At 39.1% G+C, this 20,289-nt stretch carries 21 protein-coding genes and 1 tRNA gene; 5 read left to right on the forward strand and 17 right to left on the reverse strand.

Going from position 1 to position 20,289, the window contains the following annotated elements; translation table 11 throughout:
- Nucleotides 1-82 precede the first annotated feature (82 nt).
- The 3 genes from ltrA to rseP all read right to left on the reverse strand — a co-directional run bounded on the left by ltrA (nt 83) and on the right by rseP (nt 3,312).
- Nucleotides 83-1,216, reverse strand: a complete 1,134-nt coding sequence (ltrA, locus tag LB467_RS11960) for a group II intron reverse transcriptase/maturase (protein WP_224474275.1) — start codon at nt 1,214-1,216, stop codon at nt 83-85.
- Nucleotides 1,217-1,812: 596 nt separating this feature from the next.
- Nucleotides 1,813-1,886: transfer RNA gene (locus LB467_RS11965), tRNA-Asn, on the reverse strand.
- Nucleotides 1,887-1,995: 109 nt separating this feature from the next.
- A complete protein-coding gene (rseP, locus tag LB467_RS11970; protein WP_224474347.1) occupies nt 1,996-3,312 on the reverse strand; it encodes an RIP metalloprotease RseP in 1,317 nt (438 codons plus the stop codon).
- A gap of 358 nt (nt 3,313-3,670) precedes the next feature.
- Here rseP and LB467_RS11975 point away from each other — a divergent pair, with 358 nt between their 5' ends.
- Complete coding sequence (locus LB467_RS11975; RefSeq protein ID WP_224474276.1) at nt 3,671-4,345, forward strand: SCO family protein; 675 nt, start codon at nt 3,671-3,673, stop codon at nt 4,343-4,345.
- A gap of 112 nt (nt 4,346-4,457) precedes the next feature.
- On the opposite strand, the gene LB467_RS11980 is transcribed toward LB467_RS11975, so the two are convergent.
- From LB467_RS11980 to LB467_RS11995, 4 genes are all read right to left on the reverse strand, one after another.
- Nucleotides 4,458-4,613 (reverse strand): hypothetical protein, encoded by a 156-nt coding sequence (locus tag LB467_RS11980; protein WP_224474277.1) that lies wholly within the window; start codon nt 4,611-4,613, stop codon nt 4,458-4,460.
- 180 nt (nt 4,614-4,793) lie between these two features.
- The gene (locus tag LB467_RS11985) at nt 4,794-5,261 is read right to left on the reverse strand and encodes a hypothetical protein (RefSeq protein WP_224474278.1); all 468 of its coding nucleotides are present in this window, start codon (nt 5,259-5,261) and stop codon (nt 4,794-4,796) included.
- Between the two features lie 50 nt (nt 5,262-5,311).
- Nucleotides 5,312-6,133, reverse strand: a complete 822-nt coding sequence (locus tag LB467_RS11990) for a ZIP family metal transporter (protein ID WP_224474279.1) — start codon at nt 6,131-6,133, stop codon at nt 5,312-5,314.
- Entirely contained in the window at nt 6,134-6,793 is a 660-nt protein-coding gene (locus tag LB467_RS11995; RefSeq protein ID WP_224474280.1) for a metal-dependent transcriptional regulator, read from the reverse strand. It lies immediately after the preceding gene.
- Between the two features lie 98 nt (nt 6,794-6,891).
- Between LB467_RS11995 and LB467_RS12000 the strand changes: the two genes are divergently transcribed.
- The gene (locus LB467_RS12000; RefSeq protein ID WP_224474281.1) at nt 6,892-9,162 is read left to right on the forward strand and encodes a TonB-dependent receptor; all 2,271 of its coding nucleotides are present in this window, start codon (nt 6,892-6,894) and stop codon (nt 9,160-9,162) included.
- A gap of 2 nt (nt 9,163-9,164) precedes the next feature.
- Here the strand turns inward: LB467_RS12000 and LB467_RS12005 are convergent, their stop codons facing one another.
- The gene (locus LB467_RS12005; RefSeq protein WP_224474282.1) at nt 9,165-9,899 is read right to left on the reverse strand and encodes a TerB family tellurite resistance protein; all 735 of its coding nucleotides are present in this window, start codon (nt 9,897-9,899) and stop codon (nt 9,165-9,167) included.
- A 254-nt stretch (nt 9,900-10,153) separates the two neighbouring features.
- Between LB467_RS12005 and LB467_RS12010 the strand changes: the two genes are divergently transcribed.
- From LB467_RS12010 to LB467_RS12020, 3 genes are all read left to right on the forward strand, one after another.
- Nucleotides 10,154-10,564 carry a BrxA/BrxB family bacilliredoxin gene (locus LB467_RS12010; RefSeq protein ID WP_224474283.1) on the forward strand — a complete coding sequence of 137 codons (411 nt, stop codon included), beginning with the start codon at nt 10,154-10,156 and terminating at the stop codon, nt 10,562-10,564.
- Nucleotides 10,565-10,782: 218 nt separating this feature from the next.
- The gene (locus LB467_RS12015) at nt 10,783-11,514 is read left to right on the forward strand and encodes a lysophospholipid acyltransferase family protein (RefSeq protein ID WP_224474284.1); all 732 of its coding nucleotides are present in this window, start codon (nt 10,783-10,785) and stop codon (nt 11,512-11,514) included.
- 50 nt (nt 11,515-11,564) lie between these two features.
- Nucleotides 11,565-12,218 carry an HD domain-containing protein gene (locus LB467_RS12020; protein WP_224474285.1) on the forward strand — a complete coding sequence of 218 codons (654 nt, stop codon included), beginning with the start codon at nt 11,565-11,567 and terminating at the stop codon, nt 12,216-12,218.
- A gap of 2 nt (nt 12,219-12,220) precedes the next feature.
- On the opposite strand, the gene LB467_RS12025 is transcribed toward LB467_RS12020, so the two are convergent.
- The 9 genes from LB467_RS12025 to hemH all read right to left on the reverse strand — a co-directional run bounded on the left by LB467_RS12025 (nt 12,221) and on the right by hemH (nt 20,225).
- The gene (locus LB467_RS12025) at nt 12,221-13,006 is read right to left on the reverse strand and encodes an Fpg/Nei family DNA glycosylase (protein WP_224474286.1); all 786 of its coding nucleotides are present in this window, start codon (nt 13,004-13,006) and stop codon (nt 12,221-12,223) included.
- Nucleotides 13,007-13,211: 205 nt separating this feature from the next.
- Nucleotides 13,212-14,288, reverse strand: a complete 1,077-nt coding sequence (locus tag LB467_RS12030; protein ID WP_224474287.1) for a PA0069 family radical SAM protein — start codon at nt 14,286-14,288, stop codon at nt 13,212-13,214.
- A 90-nt stretch (nt 14,289-14,378) separates the two neighbouring features.
- On the reverse strand, nt 14,379-15,161 hold the full coding sequence (locus LB467_RS12035; RefSeq protein ID WP_224474288.1) for an enoyl-CoA hydratase/isomerase family protein: 783 nt from the start codon (nt 15,159-15,161) through the stop codon (nt 14,379-14,381).
- Between the two features lie 27 nt (nt 15,162-15,188).
- On the reverse strand, nt 15,189-16,643 hold the full coding sequence (locus tag LB467_RS12040; protein ID WP_224474289.1) for a sensor histidine kinase: 1,455 nt from the start codon (nt 16,641-16,643) through the stop codon (nt 15,189-15,191).
- Nucleotides 16,644-16,682: 39 nt separating this feature from the next.
- The gene (locus LB467_RS12045) at nt 16,683-17,231 is read right to left on the reverse strand and encodes a CopD family protein (RefSeq protein WP_224474348.1); all 549 of its coding nucleotides are present in this window, start codon (nt 17,229-17,231) and stop codon (nt 16,683-16,685) included.
- 6 nt (nt 17,232-17,237) lie between these two features.
- The gene (locus LB467_RS12050; RefSeq protein ID WP_224474290.1) at nt 17,238-17,522 is read right to left on the reverse strand and encodes a type II toxin-antitoxin system RelE/ParE family toxin; all 285 of its coding nucleotides are present in this window, start codon (nt 17,520-17,522) and stop codon (nt 17,238-17,240) included.
- Complete coding sequence (locus LB467_RS12055) at nt 17,512-17,784, reverse strand: addiction module protein (protein ID WP_224474291.1); 273 nt, start codon at nt 17,782-17,784, stop codon at nt 17,512-17,514. The genes LB467_RS12050 and LB467_RS12055 overlap by 11 nt, the downstream gene beginning before the upstream one ends.
- 51 nt (nt 17,785-17,835) lie before the next feature.
- Nucleotides 17,836-19,191, reverse strand: coding sequence for an MATE family efflux transporter (locus LB467_RS12060; RefSeq protein WP_224474292.1), 1,356 nt, complete (start codon nt 19,189-19,191; stop codon nt 17,836-17,838).
- Entirely contained in the window at nt 19,191-20,225 is a 1,035-nt protein-coding gene (hemH, locus tag LB467_RS12065; RefSeq protein WP_224474293.1) for a ferrochelatase, read from the reverse strand. Before hemH ends, LB467_RS12060 begins: the two co-directional genes overlap by 1 nt.
- Nucleotides 20,226-20,289: the final 64 nt, after the last annotated feature.

The following is a 20,289-nucleotide window of genomic DNA, read 5'->3' on the forward strand; positions in this document are numbered from 1 at the left end:
ATAGAACTTAAGGGGGAAAGTCTAAGAAAAAAACTGTAATATTGTCATTAACTTATCTTTTTGACCAAAATCCTTAGGGGGGTCAGTATGGCCGGAATGAGGGGTCAGCATCACCGGAATATCCATAGTGGTTGAGTGTTTCCTTTCTTTGGTCTTCACCCCATCCATTGTTCCTTGATGTAAGCTGTTTTAACCGCTGTTTCATCTTTCGGATACTTGTTGGATGGGCTCGGAGTCTACCTTTTCCGCGACTTCGGTAGAAGGTATGTCCAAGGAATTTGACTTTAGAGACGTGAGAAACATTTGTTTTCTCTCTATTCACTTTCAAGAATAACTTATCCTCGATAAAAGGAATAATATTCCTTAGCGTTCGCTCCGCACTCCTCCTACTCTTACAGAGTAGGAGACTGTCGTCCGCATAGCGGACGAAGCGGTGCCCCCTTCTTTGGAGCTCCTTGTCCAACTCATTTAACATTACATTGCTCATCAGTGGACTTAGTGGTCCTCCCTGAGGAACCCCCAGCTTTGTTTCTTCAAACTTATTCCCGATCATTACTCCAGCCCTAAGATACTTGTGAATGAGCGAGATTACCCGCCCATCCTTTATCGTTCTTGACAAGATCTCCACAAGTTTACTCTGGCTTACCTTGTCGAAGAACTCTTGCAGGTCCATATCGACAGCATAGATGTAGCCATCGCTGATATAATCCCTGCATTTCTTAAGTGCCTGATGAGTATTTCTACCGGGTCTAAAGCCGTAGCTGTGGGTAGAGAATTGCTCCTCGTAAATAGGAGAGAGTACCTGAGTAATAGCTTGTTGGATTACCTTGTCTACCACTGTGGGCAAACCTAGTAAGCGCTTTCGGCCATTCTCTTTGGGTATTGTTACTCGTCGTGCTGGTTTGGGACGATATTTTCCGTCCCTTATGGATTGTAATAGCTCATCTCTGTTTTCTACAAGATAGTCCTGTAAGGAGTCGATTTCCATCTTGTCTACTCCTCCCTTTCCTTTGTTGCTCCGAACCTTTTTGTAAGCCCGGTTCAGGTTGGAAGGAGACAGGATCTGTTCTAATAATCCATCTTCTAAAGTAGTAACATCAGTAAGGTTGTTTTCAGTTATCCTCATAAAGGTCTGCCCTGCTGCATAGCTGTCGGGTTCCGCCCTATCCTTTTGCAGCCAGGTATCTTTCGATATTTTCTGCATTCTTCCCTTCATAAGGTAACAGTCATTGACTTCTTACTTCTTAAGGTTCTGTCCTTCCCCAATTGTGAGACCTGTGCAGTTTATGCACCTCGTTGACTTTGGGTACTACGACGTCAGCTGACCTCTCACAGTAAATCTTGTTTCAACCATAAGTTCATACTCTGTTTCACCTATGTCTGTGAGATCTTCCGCGGTAAGACGCATCACTTTCATTCCATATATCCGCATCATTTACATCCTGATCTCCGTATAGCTTTTGGATTTCGCTTTGTGCTGCAAGCTCATCCAGATCAGATATGACTCATATGATGTTCGTGTTCCTCGGACCGGAAATTTGCTTTAAGCTTCCTTTAGATTCCACCTCGCGATGGACACCCTTGCTCTCAGCTAATGATAGGTAGCTATAAACCCCCATAACGGACTTGCACCGTTAAGTGATACGCCATGCACGGCGCACAACAAAAAAGGCAGCCATTTTTGGCTGCCTAGTTATATTATAATGATTGTTTAATCTTTGATTTTTTTTCTCGAAAAAAATGTTGTCCCTATGTTGTACCCACCAAAAAAAGAAAGCCACTCAATTTCTTGAATGGCTTGTCTTTACTCTGCTCCCCCTCAAGGACTCGAACCTTGGACCCTCTGATTAACAGTCAGATGCTCTAACCAACTGAGCTAAGGAGGAGTGTATCGCTCTTTTGCGGTTGCAAATATAAACCAAATTTTAAATCACCGCAAAACAAAAATTGAATTTTTTTCAGGTTTTTTTCGTTTAAAATTCCTTCCTATCCCTATCACTCAAATAACCAGCGATATATGTCGTTTCCGTTAGCGAATAGCACTAGTGCAATTAAAATAAAGAACCCTATTAATTGGGCGACTTCCATAAATTTTTCATTAGGTGTGCGGCCGGTAACCATTTCATATAATAAGAAAACTACGTGCCCGCCATCTAAAGCAGGAATTGGCAGTAAATTCATTACGGCAAGAATAATAGAAATCAGGGCGGTAGTCCCCCAGAATCCTTTCCAATCCCAGGTATCTGGAAACATTCCTCCTATGGCACCAAAGCCTCCTAATTGCGTTGCTCCTTTTTCTGTGAAAACATATTTAAATTGATAGATATAATCCTTTAGAGTCCAGTAACCATAATCGAAACCTTCTTTTATACTTTCGGCAAAACCGTATTTCTTTTGTTTAACCTCAAAATCGCGCATCACGCTAAAACCAAGAATACCATCATCATCTGGGGTAACCAGACTACTTTTAATATCGTCTCCCCGTTTATAGACAATCTCTATTTCCTTGTTTTTATTTTCATCGGTAATCGCCCTTATTTCGTGCCAATATCCAATCTTCTGATTATTAACAGAAATAATGCTGTCCCCTTTTTTTAATCCGGCAAGTGCTGCCGTTTGTTCTGCCAAAACACTATCTACAACCGGTTTTTGTATAGGTATAAACGGTTGCATAATGCCTTTTTCAAACATTTCGCTACCTATTCCCTCCGGAATTTGCACCGTTTCTTCCTGTCCATTAGGATGTAATACAGTTATTGATTTAACATCACGCATAAATAAATGGCGGTTAATATCAAGGCTGTTTTCAAATTCCTGACCGTTTACCTGTAATACCCTGTCGCCATCTTCAAAACCAAATTGTTTAAATTCTTCAGCAATAGCAAACCCCTCTGGCATTTCATCTGGACCAACATAATTGGTTCCCCAAACAAAAATAATCATCATGTAAATTAAAAATCCAAGCACAAGGTTTACCGTTACCCCTCCAAGCATAATAATAAGTCGCTGCCAGGCCGGTTTACTTCTAAATTCCCAGGGCTCAGGTGGTTTTGCCATCTGCTCCTTATCCATACTTTCGTCTATCATCCCGGAAATTTTCACATAACCGCCCAGAGGCAACCATCCAATTCCGTAGACCGTTCCGCCAATTTTCTTCTTAAAGAGTGCGAATTTCACATCAAAGAAGAGGAAGAATTTTTCTACCCTGGTTTTAAATATTTTGGCGGGAATAAAATGCCCAAGTTCGTGTAAGACTATAAGTAAAGATAAGCTTAACAGTAACTGTATGGCTTTAACTATAAATGGATCCATGCGTAATGCTTCAAATTTTAAATCGCACAAAAGTAAACTTTTAAAATCTCCTAAAAAAGTTTAAAAGCCCTCCTGTTTTAGTGATCTGAAATTTTAAGTTTTAAACTGCGACTAATTGATTGCTAGCCCTTAATTTTGCAGTAGATTTTCTTGAGACACTCTTAAGGAAGCATTTTTAAAAAGCTAAAGATTTTCGACTTAAATCTATATATTTAAAATCTCACTTAGTAAACTACCTTGGGGCAAGCCCCAAGAGACATTATTGGAAAATATATCTTGATTTCGAGGCAAGCCCGCCTGAATGATTCGGGCAGGCCTCGGAGCATTTAAATCTCGATTATCGAGTAAATTTAATAGTATGCGTGATCTTTTTGCCTGGCTCAAGAAATTTGCCATTGTACTGTTTATACTATCAGTAATTATTATTTATAGTATTTATACGCTTTTAACTCCGGAAGAGCGCCTGCCTGTTTTTCAGCCCGATATGGTAAATGCCGAATTGGTAGATTCCACAGTGCAGCATATTCGTAAATACCATACCGTTAAAGATTTTGAGCTTATCAATCAAAATGGCGACACGATCACCCAGGATTATTATGAGAATAAAATCTATATCGCCGATTTCTTTTTCACTACCTGCCTTACCATTTGCCCTGTAATGACCGATCATATGCTGGAAATTCAAGAGCAAGTAAAGGATGATCCCGAAGTTTTGTTACTCTCCCATACCGTTTTCCCAAAAACCGATTCGGTGCCTGTTTTAAAAGCTTATGCTGAAGAAAAAGGCGTAATCGATGAAAAATGGAACCTGGTTACCGGTAATAAAAAACATATTTATGAACTGGCCAGGAAATCTTATCTCGCTTCAAAAAGCAATGGCGATGGAGGACCGTATGATATGATTCATACCGAAAATTTCGTGCTTGTAGATAAAGAAAAACGCATCCGCGGATTTTACGATGGCACCGATGCCGAAGCTATTGAAGATCTAATGCACGATCTTAAAGTGCTGAAAGCTGAATATAACAGATAACTCGGAAGTAATAAAAATTCTCATAAAAGAATCGAAAATTGCAACCCTCAGAAATCAGGCCTATCGCCTATCAGTGATTTTAGTGGTGTCTTTTGTCAGGATTTTACTGATTCTAACCTTCATCCTTTAAAAGTGATTGTTTAAAATCTTCTACGTTTATTTCCTCTTCATTTACTCCTTCTTCTATTGCAAATCCCAATGCATATTCTTCCAGTTCCTCCGGTTTTAAAAACCGGGTTTCAATCCCGAGTTTATGCGCAAGCTTCATAAGCAACTTTAAATCTTTTTCGATTCTCCTTGAAATATTACTGATTCCATAATAAGCTTTTAATCTTAATTACAAGATAAGAGTTATTTCACATTATTGCTAAGCCTCTTAAGCTATATAATTTGTGATTTTCCGGGACCCTTTAGAAAAAAGCTGTAGAATTTTAAAATGTGCTTGGGATCAATTTTTAATCGTTTCTGTTACTTTAAACTGAAGCTGATAATCTGAAGCTTTTATTTTTCTGGAAGTTTTAGGATATGGTGAAAGTGCAACTGCATTCAGTGAAAAATCCCCCTGAAAGAATTTCGTAAGAGAGAGATTTTGCGATTGGGTACTAATAATTTCTTCTCCTACCAGATTTCCGTTTTTAAATATTTCTATCAGAATTTTTGCTTCGCCGGCCCTGATGCAGGTTACGTCACTGGGACATCTGGAATCCACCAACACCTCTTTAAACCTAATTGTTTTTCCGCCGAAATTAAAAGACTCCCCAACATAGGTTTTACCGTAATGCTCTATATCTTCAATTTCTTCCTGTGCTGAAGCGGGAATTATAAAAAGAAAAAAGGCAGCCATTAACAAAGCTGATTTTATTGAAATATAATTTCTACTAATTCGGTTGCTATTGGTTATATATAATTCTTGCATAACTCTTTACTACTAAAGACTGTGCCACAACCTAAATGTTGCAAAAGCTTTTATCCTAAACCAACATCCAGCGTCATCATGACCATAAATCCGATGATAAACCCAATAGTAGCAATATCGGTATAATTACCTTTTTGCGATTCCGGTACCACTTCTTCTACTACCACAAAGATCATCGCCCCGGCAGCAAAAGAAAGCGCATAAGGTAAAATTGGCTCAAAGGTCATTACTGCCCAGGCACCTAATACAGCGGCAAAGGGCTCTACAATTGCGGAAAGCTGGCCATAATTAAAACTTTTCCAACGGTTCATTCCCAGTCCCCGCAAAGGCATGGCAACCGCAAAACCTTCAGGAAAATTCTGTAATCCAATCCCGATAGCCAGGGCTACTGCACCACCAATAGTTGCGCCTTCCATGCCGGCACCTGCGGCTCCAAAAAGAACACCAACAGCTAAACCTTCAGGAATATTATGCAAAGTAATGGCCAGGGTAAGTAAGACCGATTTATGCCATGGTGTTTTTATACCTTCCTTTTCACTCATTTTAAAGTTTACGTGTAAGTGTGGTAATATTTTATCAAGTCCGAAAAGAAAAAGCGCACCCAGGCCAAAACCAATAAGAGGCGGAACCGTTTTTTCAAAACCTTCTCCCGGGCTCATTTCTATCCCGGGTGCAAGTAAGCTCCAAAAACTGGCAGCCACCATTACCCCACCCGTAAAACCCAGCATTCCGTCAAATAATTTCCTATTCATATTCTTGAAAAGAAAAACCAGGGAAGCTCCGGCTGCCGTAAGTAACCAGGTAAAAATCGTGGCTATTAAAGCGGCCGTTACCGGGTCTAACTGCTCAAAATACGCTATTATATCTTCCATTTATTGCTGTATTTTTATATAGAGATTATTCGATATTAATTGTGAAATCCTTAGTTGTCGTTCTTCAATTAAAATTAGCATTGATCCATCAAAAGCTTCTTTTTCCAGAACTTTAATATCCTTCCCTAGCGAGATATTATTCTTATCTAAAAACCTTAAAAAATCTGATGAGCTATCTTTAACTCCTACACAAATTCCCTGTTCGGTCTTTTCTAATTCTGAAAGCAACATTTTATTGGCTACACTAAAGTTCCCCTCAGCATCCGGTATTGGATCTCCGTGAGGGTCACGCTTGGGAAAACCCAGAAATTTATCTAATTCACGGGTGAGTTTTTCAGATTTTATATGTTCCAGTTGTTCGGCTATATCATGCACTTCATCCCAGTTAAAATTGAGTTTTTCTACCAGAAAATATTCCCACAGCCTGTGTTTTCTAATTACCTCTACAGCAGTTTTCCTCCCTAATTCACTCAGCTTTACTCCCTGGTATTTCTTATAGACTACCAGTTCTTTTTCTGATAGTTTCTTAATCATATCGGTAACCGAGGAAGCCTTGGTATCCATTTCTTCAGCCAGCGCGTTGGTGCTTACGCCAGCCTGGTACTTTCGTTCTAAATGAAAAATCGCCTTAAGGTAATTCTCTTCTGAAAAACTAAACATTCTCCCAATTTATATTTTCCAAAAATACATTTTTAAATTTAAAAACCTATTTTTAGACTTATCTAAATATATTTTATAGTTTTGTCAAAAATACGAAAATGAAACATTTAGCAATAGTACTTTTAATAATAACTGCTTTTCCAGGTTTTGCACAAGAGAGCGAACTTTCAGGAAAGATCACTTCTGAAAAAAGCTCGGTTGCTTTTGCAAATATTTACATCGAAAATTCAAGCCTGGGAACTACAGCTGATGAAAACGGAAATTTTTTACTGAAGAATATTCCCGCAGGAAATCATACTATTAAGGTTAGTGCTATCGGTTTTAAGAATTTTAGCCTGGAAATTTCTATTGCTGAAGGGCAAACCAAAACCCAAAATATCGAACTCGAAAAATCTCCTGCAGAACTTGATGAAGTACTTATTGTAGATACCCAGACCGGACTTACCCGGCGCACTCCTTATAATGTCTCCAGCATTAGTATGCAGGGAATCGAAAATAAGGGAAACCCCAATGGGATGATGGGAAGTTTACGGGAAGTACCGGGGGTATATGGTGCCGAATTTGGTCAGGGTATCGTAAAACCATTTATTCGCGGACTTGGGTTTTCACGGGTGGTAACTATTTACCAGGGCAATAAGCTTGAAAACCATCAATGGGGTGCAGATCACGGCCTTGGAATTAATGATCTCGGTATTAAAAAAGTAGAAGTTATTAAAGGACCTGCTTCAGTTTTATATGGTTCGGGAGCTTTAGGCGGGGTTTTACTCGCCCAGGATGATGAATTTTATAAGAATGCAAACAAAATATCAGGAAATATAGGAACTACTTTTAATAGTGTTTCAAACGGTGTCCGCACTTATGCTTCAGTAGGAAAATCCTTTAAAAATGGCATTTTTATAGCCACAGATCTCGCTTTTGAAAATCACGCCGACTATAAAAACGGGGGTGACAGGATTATTGGTAATAGTCGGTTTAATACTAAAACGCTTAGACTACACACCGGTATTAAACGGAAAAATTTTCAGAATAAATTATCATTTTCCTTTAATGATCAAAACCTTGGAATTATTATAGATGAAGAAATGCAGGATTCGCAAAGCCTCGCCACTACAAGAAATGACAGGGAAATGCAATTGCCATTTCAGGAAGTAAAAGATTATTTGCTTTCCTATAATCAAACTACCCAGCACGATAATTTTGAAACTTCATTACACCTTTCCCATCACTCAAATAATCGCAAGGAAATAGAGGAAGATTTTAACCGGGTAGACCTTGGCCTACAGCAAAATCATACTTTTTATAATGCCAGAGTAAGCTTACCTAACCGAAAATTAAAACACAGTCTGGGCGTCCAGGGAAGTGTTGTAAATACCCGAAACATTAAAAATTCACAGGAATTCTTAATTCCAGATGCTGATGTTTTTGAGAGTGGTTTATATTACCTCGCCAGTCTGGATATCGATACATGGTTTTTCCAGGGGGCTTTACGCTATGATTACAGAGATGTTACTGCTGATGCCAGTTCAGCCGAACTTATTGCCGATGAATTTATCCTTCCCGGAAATCCTGAAAACCGAAAACTCAGCCGGACATTTAACGGCTTTACCGGTTCGATTGGGGCCACTAAAAAATTCAACGCAAGAAATCAATTAAAACTGAATTTTTCTACCGGTTTCAGGGCACCAGATTTGGCTGAATTGTTCTCCAACGGCCCACATCCAGGTACCAGTAGGTTTGAAAAAGGGAACGATCAGTTTGGCCGGGAACAAAGTTTACAGGCCGATGCGAGTTACACCTACCGAAATAAAAGATTTGAAGGTACTTTTTCAGCATTTGGTAGCCGGGTGAATAACTATATCTACTTTGCTGCCACAAATGAAACTCGGCCGGAAGAAAATCTTGAGGTCTGGTCTTACCTGCAAACTGACGCCGATTTATATGGTTTTGAATTTGAGTTAAAGCACAGTTGGTTAAACCAGCAAAGACTGGAAACAAAATTTTCCGGAGCAATTGTAAGGGCTGAAGACAGAGAAAATAACCGAAATATAAGTTTTATTCCGCCAGATAATTTTAACCTGGAAGTGGGTTATTTCGGCTTAAATGATAGATCCCTCTATGCTTTTTCAAAACTAAGATTAATACGAGATCAGGATAGAGCCGGACTTAATGAAGAAACTACACCGGGTTACGCTCTAGTTAATTTGGGAATCAGTAAGAAATTCAATTTAGGAAACAATCAGCTGGAGACTGGGATTACGGTTTATAACGCATTAAATAAAACTTATGTAGATCATATGTCTATTTTAAGGGCATTTAATGTGAGCAGCCCAGGCAGAAATTTGATGCTGAATGTAAAATATAATTTCTAAAACTAAATTCCGCGCTCTTTTTGAATTTGATCGTAAGCTTCCTGTACCTTATTGAATTTTTCCTGGGCACCTTTTCGGTAAGCTTCATCCATATGGCCTAATTTATCGGGATGGTATTTTTTCACCATATTCCTGTAGGCTTTTTTCACTTCAGCGTCAGTAGCAGATTTTTCAATTTCAAGGATTTTATAAGCATTATCGGCAGATTTAAAAAACATCGCCTTCAGGCTTTCAAAATCCATTCGGCCAATTCTAAGATAGCCGGCAATTTCCTGAATTATTCTTGCTTCGGCTTCACTAACACGGCCATCGGCTTGCGCAATTCCGAAGAGAAAATGTATGATTTGTAAACGAGCAGGATACTTGGTCCTGGAAGCTAAATATTGTGAAATACGGGGCGCTGAGATCTCCCGGTCTTTAATCAGTTCGTTAAAAGTTCTAAAAGTAGCATTGGCTCGTTCTTTTCCATATGCCTGCACAAAATAGGAACGCACATAATCCATTTCAGACTGCGATACCTGTCCATCGGCTTTAATTACCAGCGAACATAGTGAGAGCAAATTAAGCTCAAAATCTCCGGGGGAAACCTTTTGTTCCTCCTGCCCGAACATTTGCTTAAAAGCCCCGCCACTACCACGGGTCCAGTTATCTATTAGAGATCCTATTATAAAACCGAGCAAGGCTCCGGGAAACCGGAAATACATATAGCCAATTACAGCGGCAATCCATTTAAACATGAAGAAAATTTTAAATAAGCGGCAAAGATACTATTTTACTCATTAAATGAGATTTAATTGCCAAAAGGCTTGCGCTGAAATTTTTTAATTTATCGAATTCGCGACTTGCAGGAATCTTTAACTTCCAAAAAACCTAATCCACCCCTTTTTCATCGATTTAACCTATTCGCACATAATTAATTGGAATATGGGCAGCTGAAGTTAATTTGGTATCTTTGTAACTTATTAAAGTTTAATACAAAAAAAACAAATATATGTATCCAGCAGATTTAGTAAAACCTATGCGCGAAGACCTTACCAGCATTGGTTTTGAAGAATTACACAGTGTAGAAGATGTAGAGGCCGCAATGAAGAAGGAAGGAACTACCCTGGTAGTTGTAAATTCGGTTTGTGGATGTGCAGCCGCCAATGCAAGACCCGGCGCCAGAATTTCTTTACAGAATGCAAAAAAACCAGATAACCTTGTGACCGTTTTCGCAGGTGTAGACAAAGAAGCTACAGATAAGGCCCGTAGTTTAATGGTACCTTTCCCTCCATCTTCGCCTTCTATGGCACTTTTTAAAGATGGTGAGTTAGTACACATGCTAGAGCGTCACCACATTGAAGGCCGCCCGGCTGAAATGATTGCTGAAAACCTTATCGGAGCTTATAACGAGTTTTGCTAAGCAGCAACTAGTATAATTCATTAAATGGCTGGTTGAAGGTTTTTGTAATCGTCATCCTGAACTGGTTTCAGGATCTAGTTTCAAATCAACTTAGAAGCTGAAACAAGTTCAGCTTGACGAAATAAGACCTTTCTACCAGCCATTTTTATTTCCATTTCCCAGATTAGTATTTGCAGGTTTACGGCTTAAATACTTAATTTAGCCGCATAATCTAAGTGATGAAAAAAATACTTTCATACCCTTTATCGGTTCTATTTTATTTTTTCTTTTTTATTACCCTGCTGGTTTTTCATCCTATTCAATGGCTTTGTTTAAAACTTGGCGGCTACCAGGCGCATAAAAAAAGTGTAGATATCTTTAATTTCTTTTTAATGCGTTGCCTTAATGTTCTGGGAACTCGTTTTACCGTCGAAAATTCTCAGGATATCCCTATAGAAAAGCCCTGTATTTTTGTGGCCAATCACCAGGGAATGTATGATATCCCCCCAATAATCTGGTATTTACGCAAACACCACCCGAAATTTGTGAGCAAGAAAGAATTAGGAAAAGGAATCCCGAGTATTTCTTTTAATTTACGACACGGAGGTTCGGTTTTAATAGACCGAAAAAATCCACGAGAATCGCTTCTTAAGATGGGTAAATTTGCCAAATACCTCAACAATACAAATCGCTCTGCCGTAATTTTTCCTGAAGGAACCCGCAGCAGAACCGGTGCTCCTAAAAAGTTCGCCGCAAGCGGAATGCAAATGCTTTTTAAAAAAATGCCCGAAGCTTTAATTGTCCCCATAACCATCAACAATTCTTGGAAACTCTTTAAACACGGAAATTTCCCGATGGAACCCGGCGTACATATTAAACTGAAAGTTCACGAACCAGTTTCCGTAGCTTCAGACGATCCCGAAGGCCTTGTAGCCAAAGTGGAGCGAACTATTATTGCTGATATAAAATAATAACACAAAACCTCACAGGTTTTCTAAACCTGTGAGGTTTGATTTTCAATATGAATAAATCTCAAATTTTAAAAAACACAGAAGCTTTTGTAAAACAAACTCTTAGAAATGCGGAGGGTGGTCACGACTGGTTTCACATTCAGCGGGTTTGGAATAATGCAAAGCATATCGCTAAAAGTGAAAATGCCGATCTATTTATAGTCGAACTTGGGTCGCTACTTCATGATATAGCCGATTCTAAATTTCATAATGGCGACGAAAATGTGGGTCCAAAAATGGCTTCAGAATTTCTTCAAAAACAACAGGTTTCAGTTGAAATTATAGATCACGTGGTAAAGATCATAGAAAACGTATCTTTTAAGGGAGGGAATATTCAGCAGGAATTTAATTCCATAGAGTTGGAAATTGTTCAGGATGCCGACAGGTTAGATGCCCTGGGCGCAATAGGAATTGCCCGCACTTTTAATTACGGTGGGTTTAAAGACCGTGCACTTTACGATCCTGCCATTGAGCCCGAAATGAATATGAGTAAAGAGGAATACAAAGCTTCCACTGCACCAACAATCAACCATTTTTACGAAAAACTGCTCTTACTAAAAGACCGGATGAATACCAAAACGGGGCGTGAAATTGCGCAAAAACGCCACAACTTTATGGAGCTTTACCTCGAGCAATTTTATGCAGAGTGGAATGGGAAAATTTAACCTTAGGATTTTTCTTCCTGGCAACTTGGGCAAAAATAAGTGGTTCTTCCAGAAACTTTAATTTGTTCTATCTTACCGTTATTTCTTGGACAATCGGCTTCTTTTTCCCGAACCGTAGTGATATAAGTTTTCGGAAGTTTATTCCCTTCTTCCCGCGCCTCTTTAACCACTTCCAAAACTTTTTCAATTTCTTTGTAAATATTCGCTTTCTCCTTCTCTAAAAGTTTATCAACCTTGGTTGCTGGATGAATTTTAGCCTGAAAAAGCACTTCATCGGCATACAAATTTCCAATTCCCGCGATGAGTTTTTGGTTCATAAGTAGCCCTTTTATTGTACCGGCTTTGCCTTCTAATATTTTTATAAACTCCGATTTTTTAAGCACCAGGGCATCTACACCCAGGTCATTTTCTTTTTGAAATTCCGCTAAACTTTCGGCTAAATAGAGTTTTCCAAACTTACGCGGACAGGTAAATGATACCCGGGAATGATCTTCAAAAGTAAGGGTTAGTTGCGCATATTTGGGTATTTCTTCGTGTTGGTAATATTCCAGTTTCCCGGTCATCCCAAAATGAACTACCAAAACCCCGTGCTTTTCTAAGTTTAGAAACAAATATTTTCCTAACCGTTCTGTGCCGGTGAATTTATTGTCGTTCAAGGTTTCTTCAAATTCACTTTTATCTGACTGGTATATTTTTTTATCGCCGGTTTCTATCTTTACGATTCTCTTATGCAAAATAGTAGCATCGGCATATTTTTTCTGATAAGCAACTTCGGGTAGTTCAGGCATATTTCTCAGTTCTCAGTTCTCGGTTCTGGGTTTTCAGTTCTCGGTTCTTGTCTCTTGTCTCTTGTCTCTTTTTCCCTAAAATATTAATGATTACAACTCTAAGCTTATAAATTCATCATAAAGTTTAAGATCCAAGGACTCTAATTATTGAACTTACTGCTTTTCATGGTAGATGCTGAAACGAAATCAGCATGACGGCAGTCTTTCAAAAAAGCTTCATTTGTCCGTCTTTAAATTGTTCGTGTAGATCGCAGTTCAAAACCGGTCTTTCCTTTCCTTTTAAATATTTTGCTTTGGCTATTTTAAATTGTTGAGCTACCTGGCTTGCAAATTCGCCTTCGCCTTTCATTCTCGTGCCAAACCGACTATCGTTTAAACTCCAGCCGTGAACGCTTTCTATTTGATGCAAAACTTTATTGGCCCTGTCTGGCATTGCTTTTTTTATCCAGTCGGTAAAAATTGCGCCAATAGAACCGTTTAGCCTTACAATAGTGTAACCAACGCCCAAAGCTCCTCTTTCTGAAACTTCCTTAACCAGTGGCATAATTTCGTGGGAATTTATTGAGGGGATTATAGGCGCCATCATCACACTCACCGGAATACCCGCTACAGCAAGCTTTTCTATGGTTTCCAGGCGTTTTTTAATACTGGCCGTTCGTGGCTCTAAGATTCTACGAGTTTCTTCTTCAAGAGAAGTGACCGATAGGTTAACGTGCACCAAATCATCTGCCGCCAGATCTTTTAAAATATCTATATCCCGTTGCACCAAAGCGTTTTTGGTAATTATTCCAACCGGGTGTTTATACTTCAAAAAGGTCTGAAGCAACTGCCGGGTAATTTTCAGTTTTTTCTCGATAGGCTGGTAACAGTCGGTATTCCCGGAAAGAACAATAGGCGTCGCTTCCCATTTTTTGCTGCTGATCTTCTTTTCCAGAAGGGCTACCGCATTTCTTTTTACCAAAATTTTCTGTTCAAAATCAAGCCCCGCACTATAGCCCCAATATTCATGGGAATTGCGCGCATAGCAATAAATACAACCGTGTTCACAACCCTGATAGGGGTTCAAAGAAAATCCCATTCCAACATCCGGACTGTTGACTTTATTAACTATGGTTTTAGGAAAGGTATCTATTAAAACCGTCTTCGAGTTTTGCACCTCATCGCCTTCAGTCGCGCAATGATTGAGAAAATCATCGCGAAATTCATGATCGTACGCATCAAAGCGGTTAGACACATTTAACTGTGCTCCCCTTCCGTAGATAAATTCATTGTTATTGGACATATTACAAAATTATGGAATATATCCTGTTTAGTAAACAAAAAATAAGCTTTAACATTCAGAAAATACTTCCTGAAGGTTAAAGCTTTTATTTTAATTTCCGGGGAAATCGGCTTTGCGTTTATTTAAAAATGCCGAAGTTCCTTCTTCAAAATCTTCAGTTCCAAAGGAGCTTCCAAATTCACTGATTTCAACTTCAAATCCGTTTACACCGTCTTCGTAATTCGCATTTATAGCTCGAATTGCTGCGCTTATAGCCACCAGGGAATTCTTCATTATTTTACGGGCAATTTTTTCCGTGAATTCTATTAATTCTTCCGGCTCACAAACGTGATTAACCAGATTGTACTGAAGTGCCTGGTTAGCATCTATCATTCCCGCAGTCATGATCATTTCCATCGCACGGCCTTTTCCTACTAGCTGCGGAAGTCTTTGCGTACCTCCATAACCGGGAATTACTCCAAGGGAAGTTTCGGGAAGCCCCATTTTTGCATTATCGCTGGCCACCCTAAAATGTGCCGCCATCGCCAATTCGAGTCCGCCGCCTAGCGCGAAACCATTTACTGCGGCGATAACCGGTTTTGGAAAATTGGCCACGTAATCGAATAATTTAGCCTGGCCTTCAGCTGAAAGTTCGCGACCTTCTTCCGTAGAAAAATCGGCAAATTCACTAATATCGGCACCGGCAACAAAAGCTTTTTCGCCTGTTCCGGTTAGGATTACCACCTTTACTTCGCGATCTTCTTTTGCCTCAGCAAAAGCCTGGTGTAATTCTTCAATTGTATCGCGGTTTAAGGCGTTTAATTTTTTAGGACGGTTGATTATAATTTGTAAAATCCCGTCGTTATTTTCGGTTAAAATATTTTCGAATTCCATATCTAAAATTTTTGGTTCGTTATTCTATTATTTTGGAAAACGCAGCTTAAACGTAGTCCCTTTTCCTAGCTTAGAAGTAAAGGTAATGCTTCCGTTATAGGTTTCCACAATATTCTTTACCATAGCCAGACCAAGGCCCATTCCGCTGGATTTAGTGGTGAATTTAGGCTCGAAAACTTTCGCTATATTATCTTCGGAAATCCCCGCCCCGTTATCTGATATTACCACAAATACATCTGAAGCTTCTTCGTGGATACTAACCATAATACGTGGATTCTCCTGCCCACCCATCGCCTGAATCGCATTCTTCACCAAATTGGTAATCACTCTAATAAGCTGCGTGCGGTCAAATTTGGCCAGAATTTCATCTTTTTCACTGGAGAACTGAATGTAATCCTCATTAAAAATATCCAGCGCCAGTTTTACGATTTTCGGAACATTTAGCATCTCATTTTGCTGAGCAGGCATTTTTGCAAAATTCGAGAAAGCCTCGGCAATAGAGCTCATCGTGTCTATTTGATTGATAAGCGTGGTAGAATATTCGGCTACTTTCGCTTCAATATCGGGATCGTTTTTATCAAAATTCCGTTCAAAACTTTGCACACTTAAACGCATAGGGGTTAATGGGTTTTTGATCTCATGGGCCACCTGTTTTGCCATTTCGCGCCAGGCTTGTTCCCTCTCGCCGGCAGCCAGTTTTACAGCACTTTCTTCCAGCTCATCTATCATACTGTTATAAGCAGCCACAAGCGTGTAAATTTCTTCGGAAGCGTCGGTAATATCTATCTTTTGGTTCCGTTTATCAAGCCGGGTTTCAGTAATTTTATCTGAAATAATCTTAAGGGATTTTGTGATATATTTCGACAGAAAATAAGACATTATTATAGCCAGAACAAGCATAAATAAATACACTTCCCCCATCCTTAATAGAAAATTGTTCAAATCACGGTTTAAAACCGTATCATCCTGAACATACGGGAGATATAAAATGGCAAGGGGTTTAAATTTACCGTCAACAATATAGGAATAGGAAGACTGAAACTTTTGACCGTTAAGTTCGGTTTTTTCGATATACCGCTTGCTTTCTGAGCGCTCCAGTTTTCTAAGTATATCCCTATCTAACTGATTATCTGTTGTATCCCTAAAAAAAGACTGATCTGATTTTACTAAAAGCCGCCCCTGAAAATCATAAATATTGATTTGCATCTCGTGCACCTGGGCCATTTCGTGAATTTTATTTCGCTCCCTAAAAATGATATCAAGATTTTCTGTGTTTATCAAATAGGTAGTGCTTGCCAGGATAAACTTTATATTTTCCCTAATGGCCTGCTCCTTTCGTTCCAGGCGTTCGCGGTGGTAGTTTTCGGCTTCCTGTTTGTATTGATATACTGTGATACCAACAATTAAAATTGAAGCCCCCAGCACCAATAAGATCATGGAGATAAAAATGCGGGTACTTAAAGAAAGTTTTGAAAGCTTCATAAACGATTATTAGCGCAAATTAATCAATTATCACACCAATTAGGCATCGGGGTTTTTGGTTCTAATTCGCTTATAAATTTTGATACCCAGCATTAATATTGCCGCCAGTAAAAATATTCCTAAAACTCCATAAATCCAGTTAATCGCGTCACGTACAATTACTAAAAAAATAACTGAGAAAAGGATTAAGGTAGAACCTTCATTCCATAACCTCATCTGATTAGAAGTCCATTTTACTACATTTTTTTGTAGTTCTTTAAAAATGAGGTGACATTTAATATGGTAGGCATAAAGCAAAACAACAAAACCCAATTTCACCAACATCCAGTCTTGCGAAAGCCATCCCGGCGCTAAATGCAGCAACATAAAAGCAAACAAGCTCGCTAAAATAGCCGAAGGCCAGGTAATGATAAACCAAAGCCTTTTAGTCATTAATTTAAACTGCGTAGCGAGAATACTTCTATCCGGTTCAGGTTTTTGGGTGGCTTCTATATGGTAAATAAATAAACGTGGGATATAAAAAAGCCCGGCAAACCAGGTGATCACAAAAATAAGGTGTAAAGCTTTTATGTACTGGTAATATTCTATCACAAATTATGGTTTTTTGGTTGGGTTCTGATGGGTGTTGAAGAAAGCCAGGATTATAATTTCTTGACTATCTATTTCAAAAATCACTATATATGGAAAAGTATCAAGAAGAGCATTTCTATAACTGCCTTCCAACGGAAAGATATATGGATCAGATTGAATTCTGTTTAATGTTTTTTCAATATCATCTAGAAAACGCTTTCCCAAACCAGGCTGCTTGGCTTCATACCAGTCAATCGCATTTTTCAAATCAAATTGGGCTGAAAAGTTTATTTTCAGTCTAAAACCCATATTTCTTTTCAATTTCCCGCTTTGCCTCTTCCCACGGAATTGCTTTCTCCGTGCCACTTTTATATGCCTCCAAACGGCGATCCAGTTCTTCAAGTTGTTCTTTAGAAAGCAAGTTTTTATGGCTTTCTACTTCATAATCTTTCTCAGGCTCTTTTACTTCTACTCCTTGCAATAATTCTCCAATTTGCTTCAGCAAAACGTCATCATTACAGGCAATGATCTTTTGCATCAGTTGTATTTTCAAAGCATTTATATCCATCATTTTTCAGCTATCTAACAAAGATAGGGATTTATGATTTTTTCTTCGGAAGAATTATTGCACGGTTTCAGGCCTAAGTTTTAATCTCATTTCACGATTTAAAAAATAGGCAGTAACAAGAGTTGAAAGTAAATCGGCAATGGGGAATGATATCCACACCCCAATTTCTCCAAAATAATTCGGTAAAATTAGAATAAGCGGAATAAAAAAGAAACCCTGTCTTGATAAAGTTAACAGTAAGGCCGGCACCGCTTTTCCCACCGCCTGGAAATAAGCAGCGCCAATAAGCTGAATTGCGACAATGGGTGTCGCGGCAAAAACCCAGCGCATCGCCCCAGGAGTTTCGGCAATGATCGTGGGGTTTTTAGTAAAAATGCGAACAATTTCTTCTGAAAAAAACATAATCCCTGCGAAGACCAGTAAGCCTAATCCGCAGGCGTACAATATAGCGGTATTGATACTTTTGCGAACCCTGTGGTATTTTTCGGCACCATAATTAAATCCGGCAATTGGTAAAAAACCCTGCGTAACCCCTAGTACCGGAAATAAGGCAAACATTAGCATTCTTGCGATAATCGCATAAATAGCTACCGCATCTTCCCCGCCCAGATCAAACAAAATATTATTCATAAGCAGGTAAATTACACTTACTACTGCCTGCCTGGATAAAGTAACAAAACCAAGGGAACCAATTTCCCTAAGGATAAGTTTATTAAGCCCGAAATCTGGCAAACTGATTCTCAGCTCAGAATTTTTGGAAAGAAAAAACCAGAAAATATACGCAAAGCAAAAAAGATAAGAAGCTGTGGTAGCCCAAGCCGCACCCCACATTCCGAGTCCCATTTGGTTGATAAAAACATAATCTAAAAGTAAGTTTCCAACTGAAGGAATAATCATCGCGATCATCGCAAATTTAGGTTTTCCCTCGGCGCGAATTACTGTGTTCCCCATCATACAAAGCGCCAGGAATGGCACACCGTAAAGGACAATGGTGTAATAAACCTTCGCCGGTTCAAAAATATCGCCTTTTCCGCCAAAAGCGGGAATTAGCGAATCCACGAAAAGCAATCCAATAATCACTAAACCGATGGTAAGAGTTAGCGTAAGACTGATTTGATTTCCGAAAGTTTTAAGGGCTTTTTTTCGGTCATCGGCGCCCAGTGCCCTTGAAATAATTGAAGAACCACCAATCCCAATAGCCATCCCAAGGGCGGCAATAAAGAATGAAACCGGAAGCACTACATTTATCGCTGCAATAGCTGTAGAGCCAATCCAGTTTCCAACAAAAATGGTGTCGATTAATATATTTAGCGACATTACCAAAATTCCTACGGAAGCTGGTGCCGCTTGCTGTACAAGTAATTTACCTATTGGTTTTTCTCCGAGATTTCGAGAATTTACCGAGGCCATTATGCTTCAACCGGCTTTTGGTGTGCCCATTCGTCTACCCAACGGGAAAGCACTTTTACCCAATCGTCACGATCGTTAAGACAGGGAACTACAGTAAATTCTTCGCCTCCAACTTCGTGAAAAATCTCTTCTCCTTCCATAGCGATTTCTTCTAAAGTCTCCAGGCAATCTGAAACGAAAGCAGGTGTTACAATGGCTAGTTTTTTCATTCCCTGTTTTCCAAAACGCTCTATTGTCCTATCGGTATAAGGTTGCAACCAAGGATCAAAACCTAAACGTGATTGAAAGGAAACACTATAAGAATTTTCTTTTAACTCTAGATATTCGGCAACAAGCCTGGTAGTTTCATAACACTGGTGGCGATAGCAAAATTGATGTGCTGCCGAAGCCGTTTGGCAACAGCTTCCGTCAATTTTACAATGCGATTTTGTAACATCACTTTTTCTGATATGCCGCTCCGGTACGCCGTGATAAGAAAATAATAAATGCTGAAAATCTTTTCCTTTCAATTTTTCTGAAATACTTTCAGCTAAAACCCTAATATAATCAGAGTGATTGTAAAATGGCGGTACGGTGGTAAACTGCATTTTCGGGAAATTTTCTTTCCGAAGTTCTTCGGCTAAAACCAAAATGGTTTCCGTTGTCGCCATCGCGAATTGGGGATATAATGGAAAAAGCAAAACTTCATCAACTCCTTTATCATGCAATTCCTGCAGCCCGGATTTTATACTCGGTTCTCCATAACGCATCGCCAAAGCAATTGGCACCGAAGTATTATCATCCATTTTATTCTGAAGACGTTCTGATAAAACGATAAGCGGAGAACCCTCGTCCCACCATATTTTTTGGTAAGCTTCAGCCGATTTCTTAGGTCGTGTATTTAAAACAATTCCCCTTACTAAAAGTACCCTGGCCCAATACGGAACGTCAATTACACGTTCGTCCATCAAAAATTCGTCAAGGTATGTTTTTACATCTTTGGGATCGGTGCTTTTTGGAGAACCCAAATTAACCAATAGTACGCCTTTGCTCATAATTTTTTTTTCAACGGTTTATAATTTTAACCCAATTTTGGAATAAAGCAAAGACTTATAATCA

Source organism: Salegentibacter tibetensis (genome assembly GCF_020164485.1).
In the GTDB taxonomy this organism is placed as follows: Bacteria; Bacteroidota; Bacteroidia; order Flavobacteriales; family Flavobacteriaceae; genus Salegentibacter; species Salegentibacter tibetensis.

Bases quoted from the DNA above. Each gene is read 5' to 3' on its own strand.
- LB467_RS11990 (WP_224474279.1), bottom strand. From the start codon at position 6,133: ATGGAAGATATAATAGCGTATTTTGAGCAGTTAGACCCGGTAACGGCC.
- hemH (WP_224474293.1), bottom strand. From the start codon at position 20,225: ATGAGCAAAGGCGTACTATTGGTTAATTTGGGTTCTCCAAAAAGCACC.
- LB467_RS12060 (WP_224474292.1), bottom strand. From the start codon at position 19,191: ATGGCCTCGGTAAATTCTCGAAATCTCGGAGAAAAACCAATAGGTAAA.
- LB467_RS11995 (WP_224474280.1), bottom strand. From the start codon at position 6,793: ATGTTTAGTTTTTCAGAAGAGAATTACCTTAAGGCGATTTTTCATTTA.
- LB467_RS12025 (WP_224474286.1), bottom strand. From the start codon at position 13,006: ATGCCTGAACTACCCGAAGTTGCTTATCAGAAAAAATATGCCGATGCT.
- LB467_RS12050 (WP_224474290.1), bottom strand. From the start codon at position 17,522: ATGGGTTTTAGACTGAAAATAAACTTTTCAGCCCAATTTGATTTGAAA.
- LB467_RS12000 (WP_224474281.1), top strand. From the start codon at position 6,892: ATGAAACATTTAGCAATAGTACTTTTAATAATAACTGCTTTTCCAGGT.
- LB467_RS11975 (WP_224474276.1), top strand. From the start codon at position 3,671: ATGCGTGATCTTTTTGCCTGGCTCAAGAAATTTGCCATTGTACTGTTT.
- LB467_RS12035 (WP_224474288.1), bottom strand. From the start codon at position 15,161: ATGGAATTCGAAAATATTTTAACCGAAAATAACGACGGGATTTTACAA.
- ltrA (WP_224474275.1), bottom strand. From the start codon at position 1,216: ATGAAGGGAAGAATGCAGAAAATATCGAAAGATACCTGGCTGCAAAAG.
- LB467_RS11980 (WP_224474277.1), bottom strand. From the start codon at position 4,613: ATGAAGCTTGCGCATAAACTCGGGATTGAAACCCGGTTTTTAAAACCG.
- LB467_RS12015 (WP_224474284.1), top strand. From the start codon at position 10,783: ATGAAAAAAATACTTTCATACCCTTTATCGGTTCTATTTTATTTTTTC.
- LB467_RS12055 (WP_224474291.1), bottom strand. From the start codon at position 17,784: ATGATGGATATAAATGCTTTGAAAATACAACTGATGCAAAAGATCATT.
- LB467_RS12005 (WP_224474282.1), bottom strand. From the start codon at position 9,899: ATGTTTAAATGGATTGCCGCTGTAATTGGCTATATGTATTTCCGGTTT.
- LB467_RS12030 (WP_224474287.1), bottom strand. From the start codon at position 14,288: ATGTCCAATAACAATGAATTTATCTACGGAAGGGGAGCACAGTTAAAT.
- LB467_RS12010 (WP_224474283.1), top strand. From the start codon at position 10,154: ATGTATCCAGCAGATTTAGTAAAACCTATGCGCGAAGACCTTACCAGC.
- rseP (WP_224474347.1), bottom strand. From the start codon at position 3,312: ATGGATCCATTTATAGTTAAAGCCATACAGTTACTGTTAAGCTTATCT.
- LB467_RS12020 (WP_224474285.1), top strand. From the start codon at position 11,565: ATGAATAAATCTCAAATTTTAAAAAACACAGAAGCTTTTGTAAAACAA.
- LB467_RS12040 (WP_224474289.1), bottom strand. From the start codon at position 16,643: ATGAAGCTTTCAAAACTTTCTTTAAGTACCCGCATTTTTATCTCCATG.
- LB467_RS11985 (WP_224474278.1), bottom strand. From the start codon at position 5,261: ATGCAAGAATTATATATAACCAATAGCAACCGAATTAGTAGAAATTAT.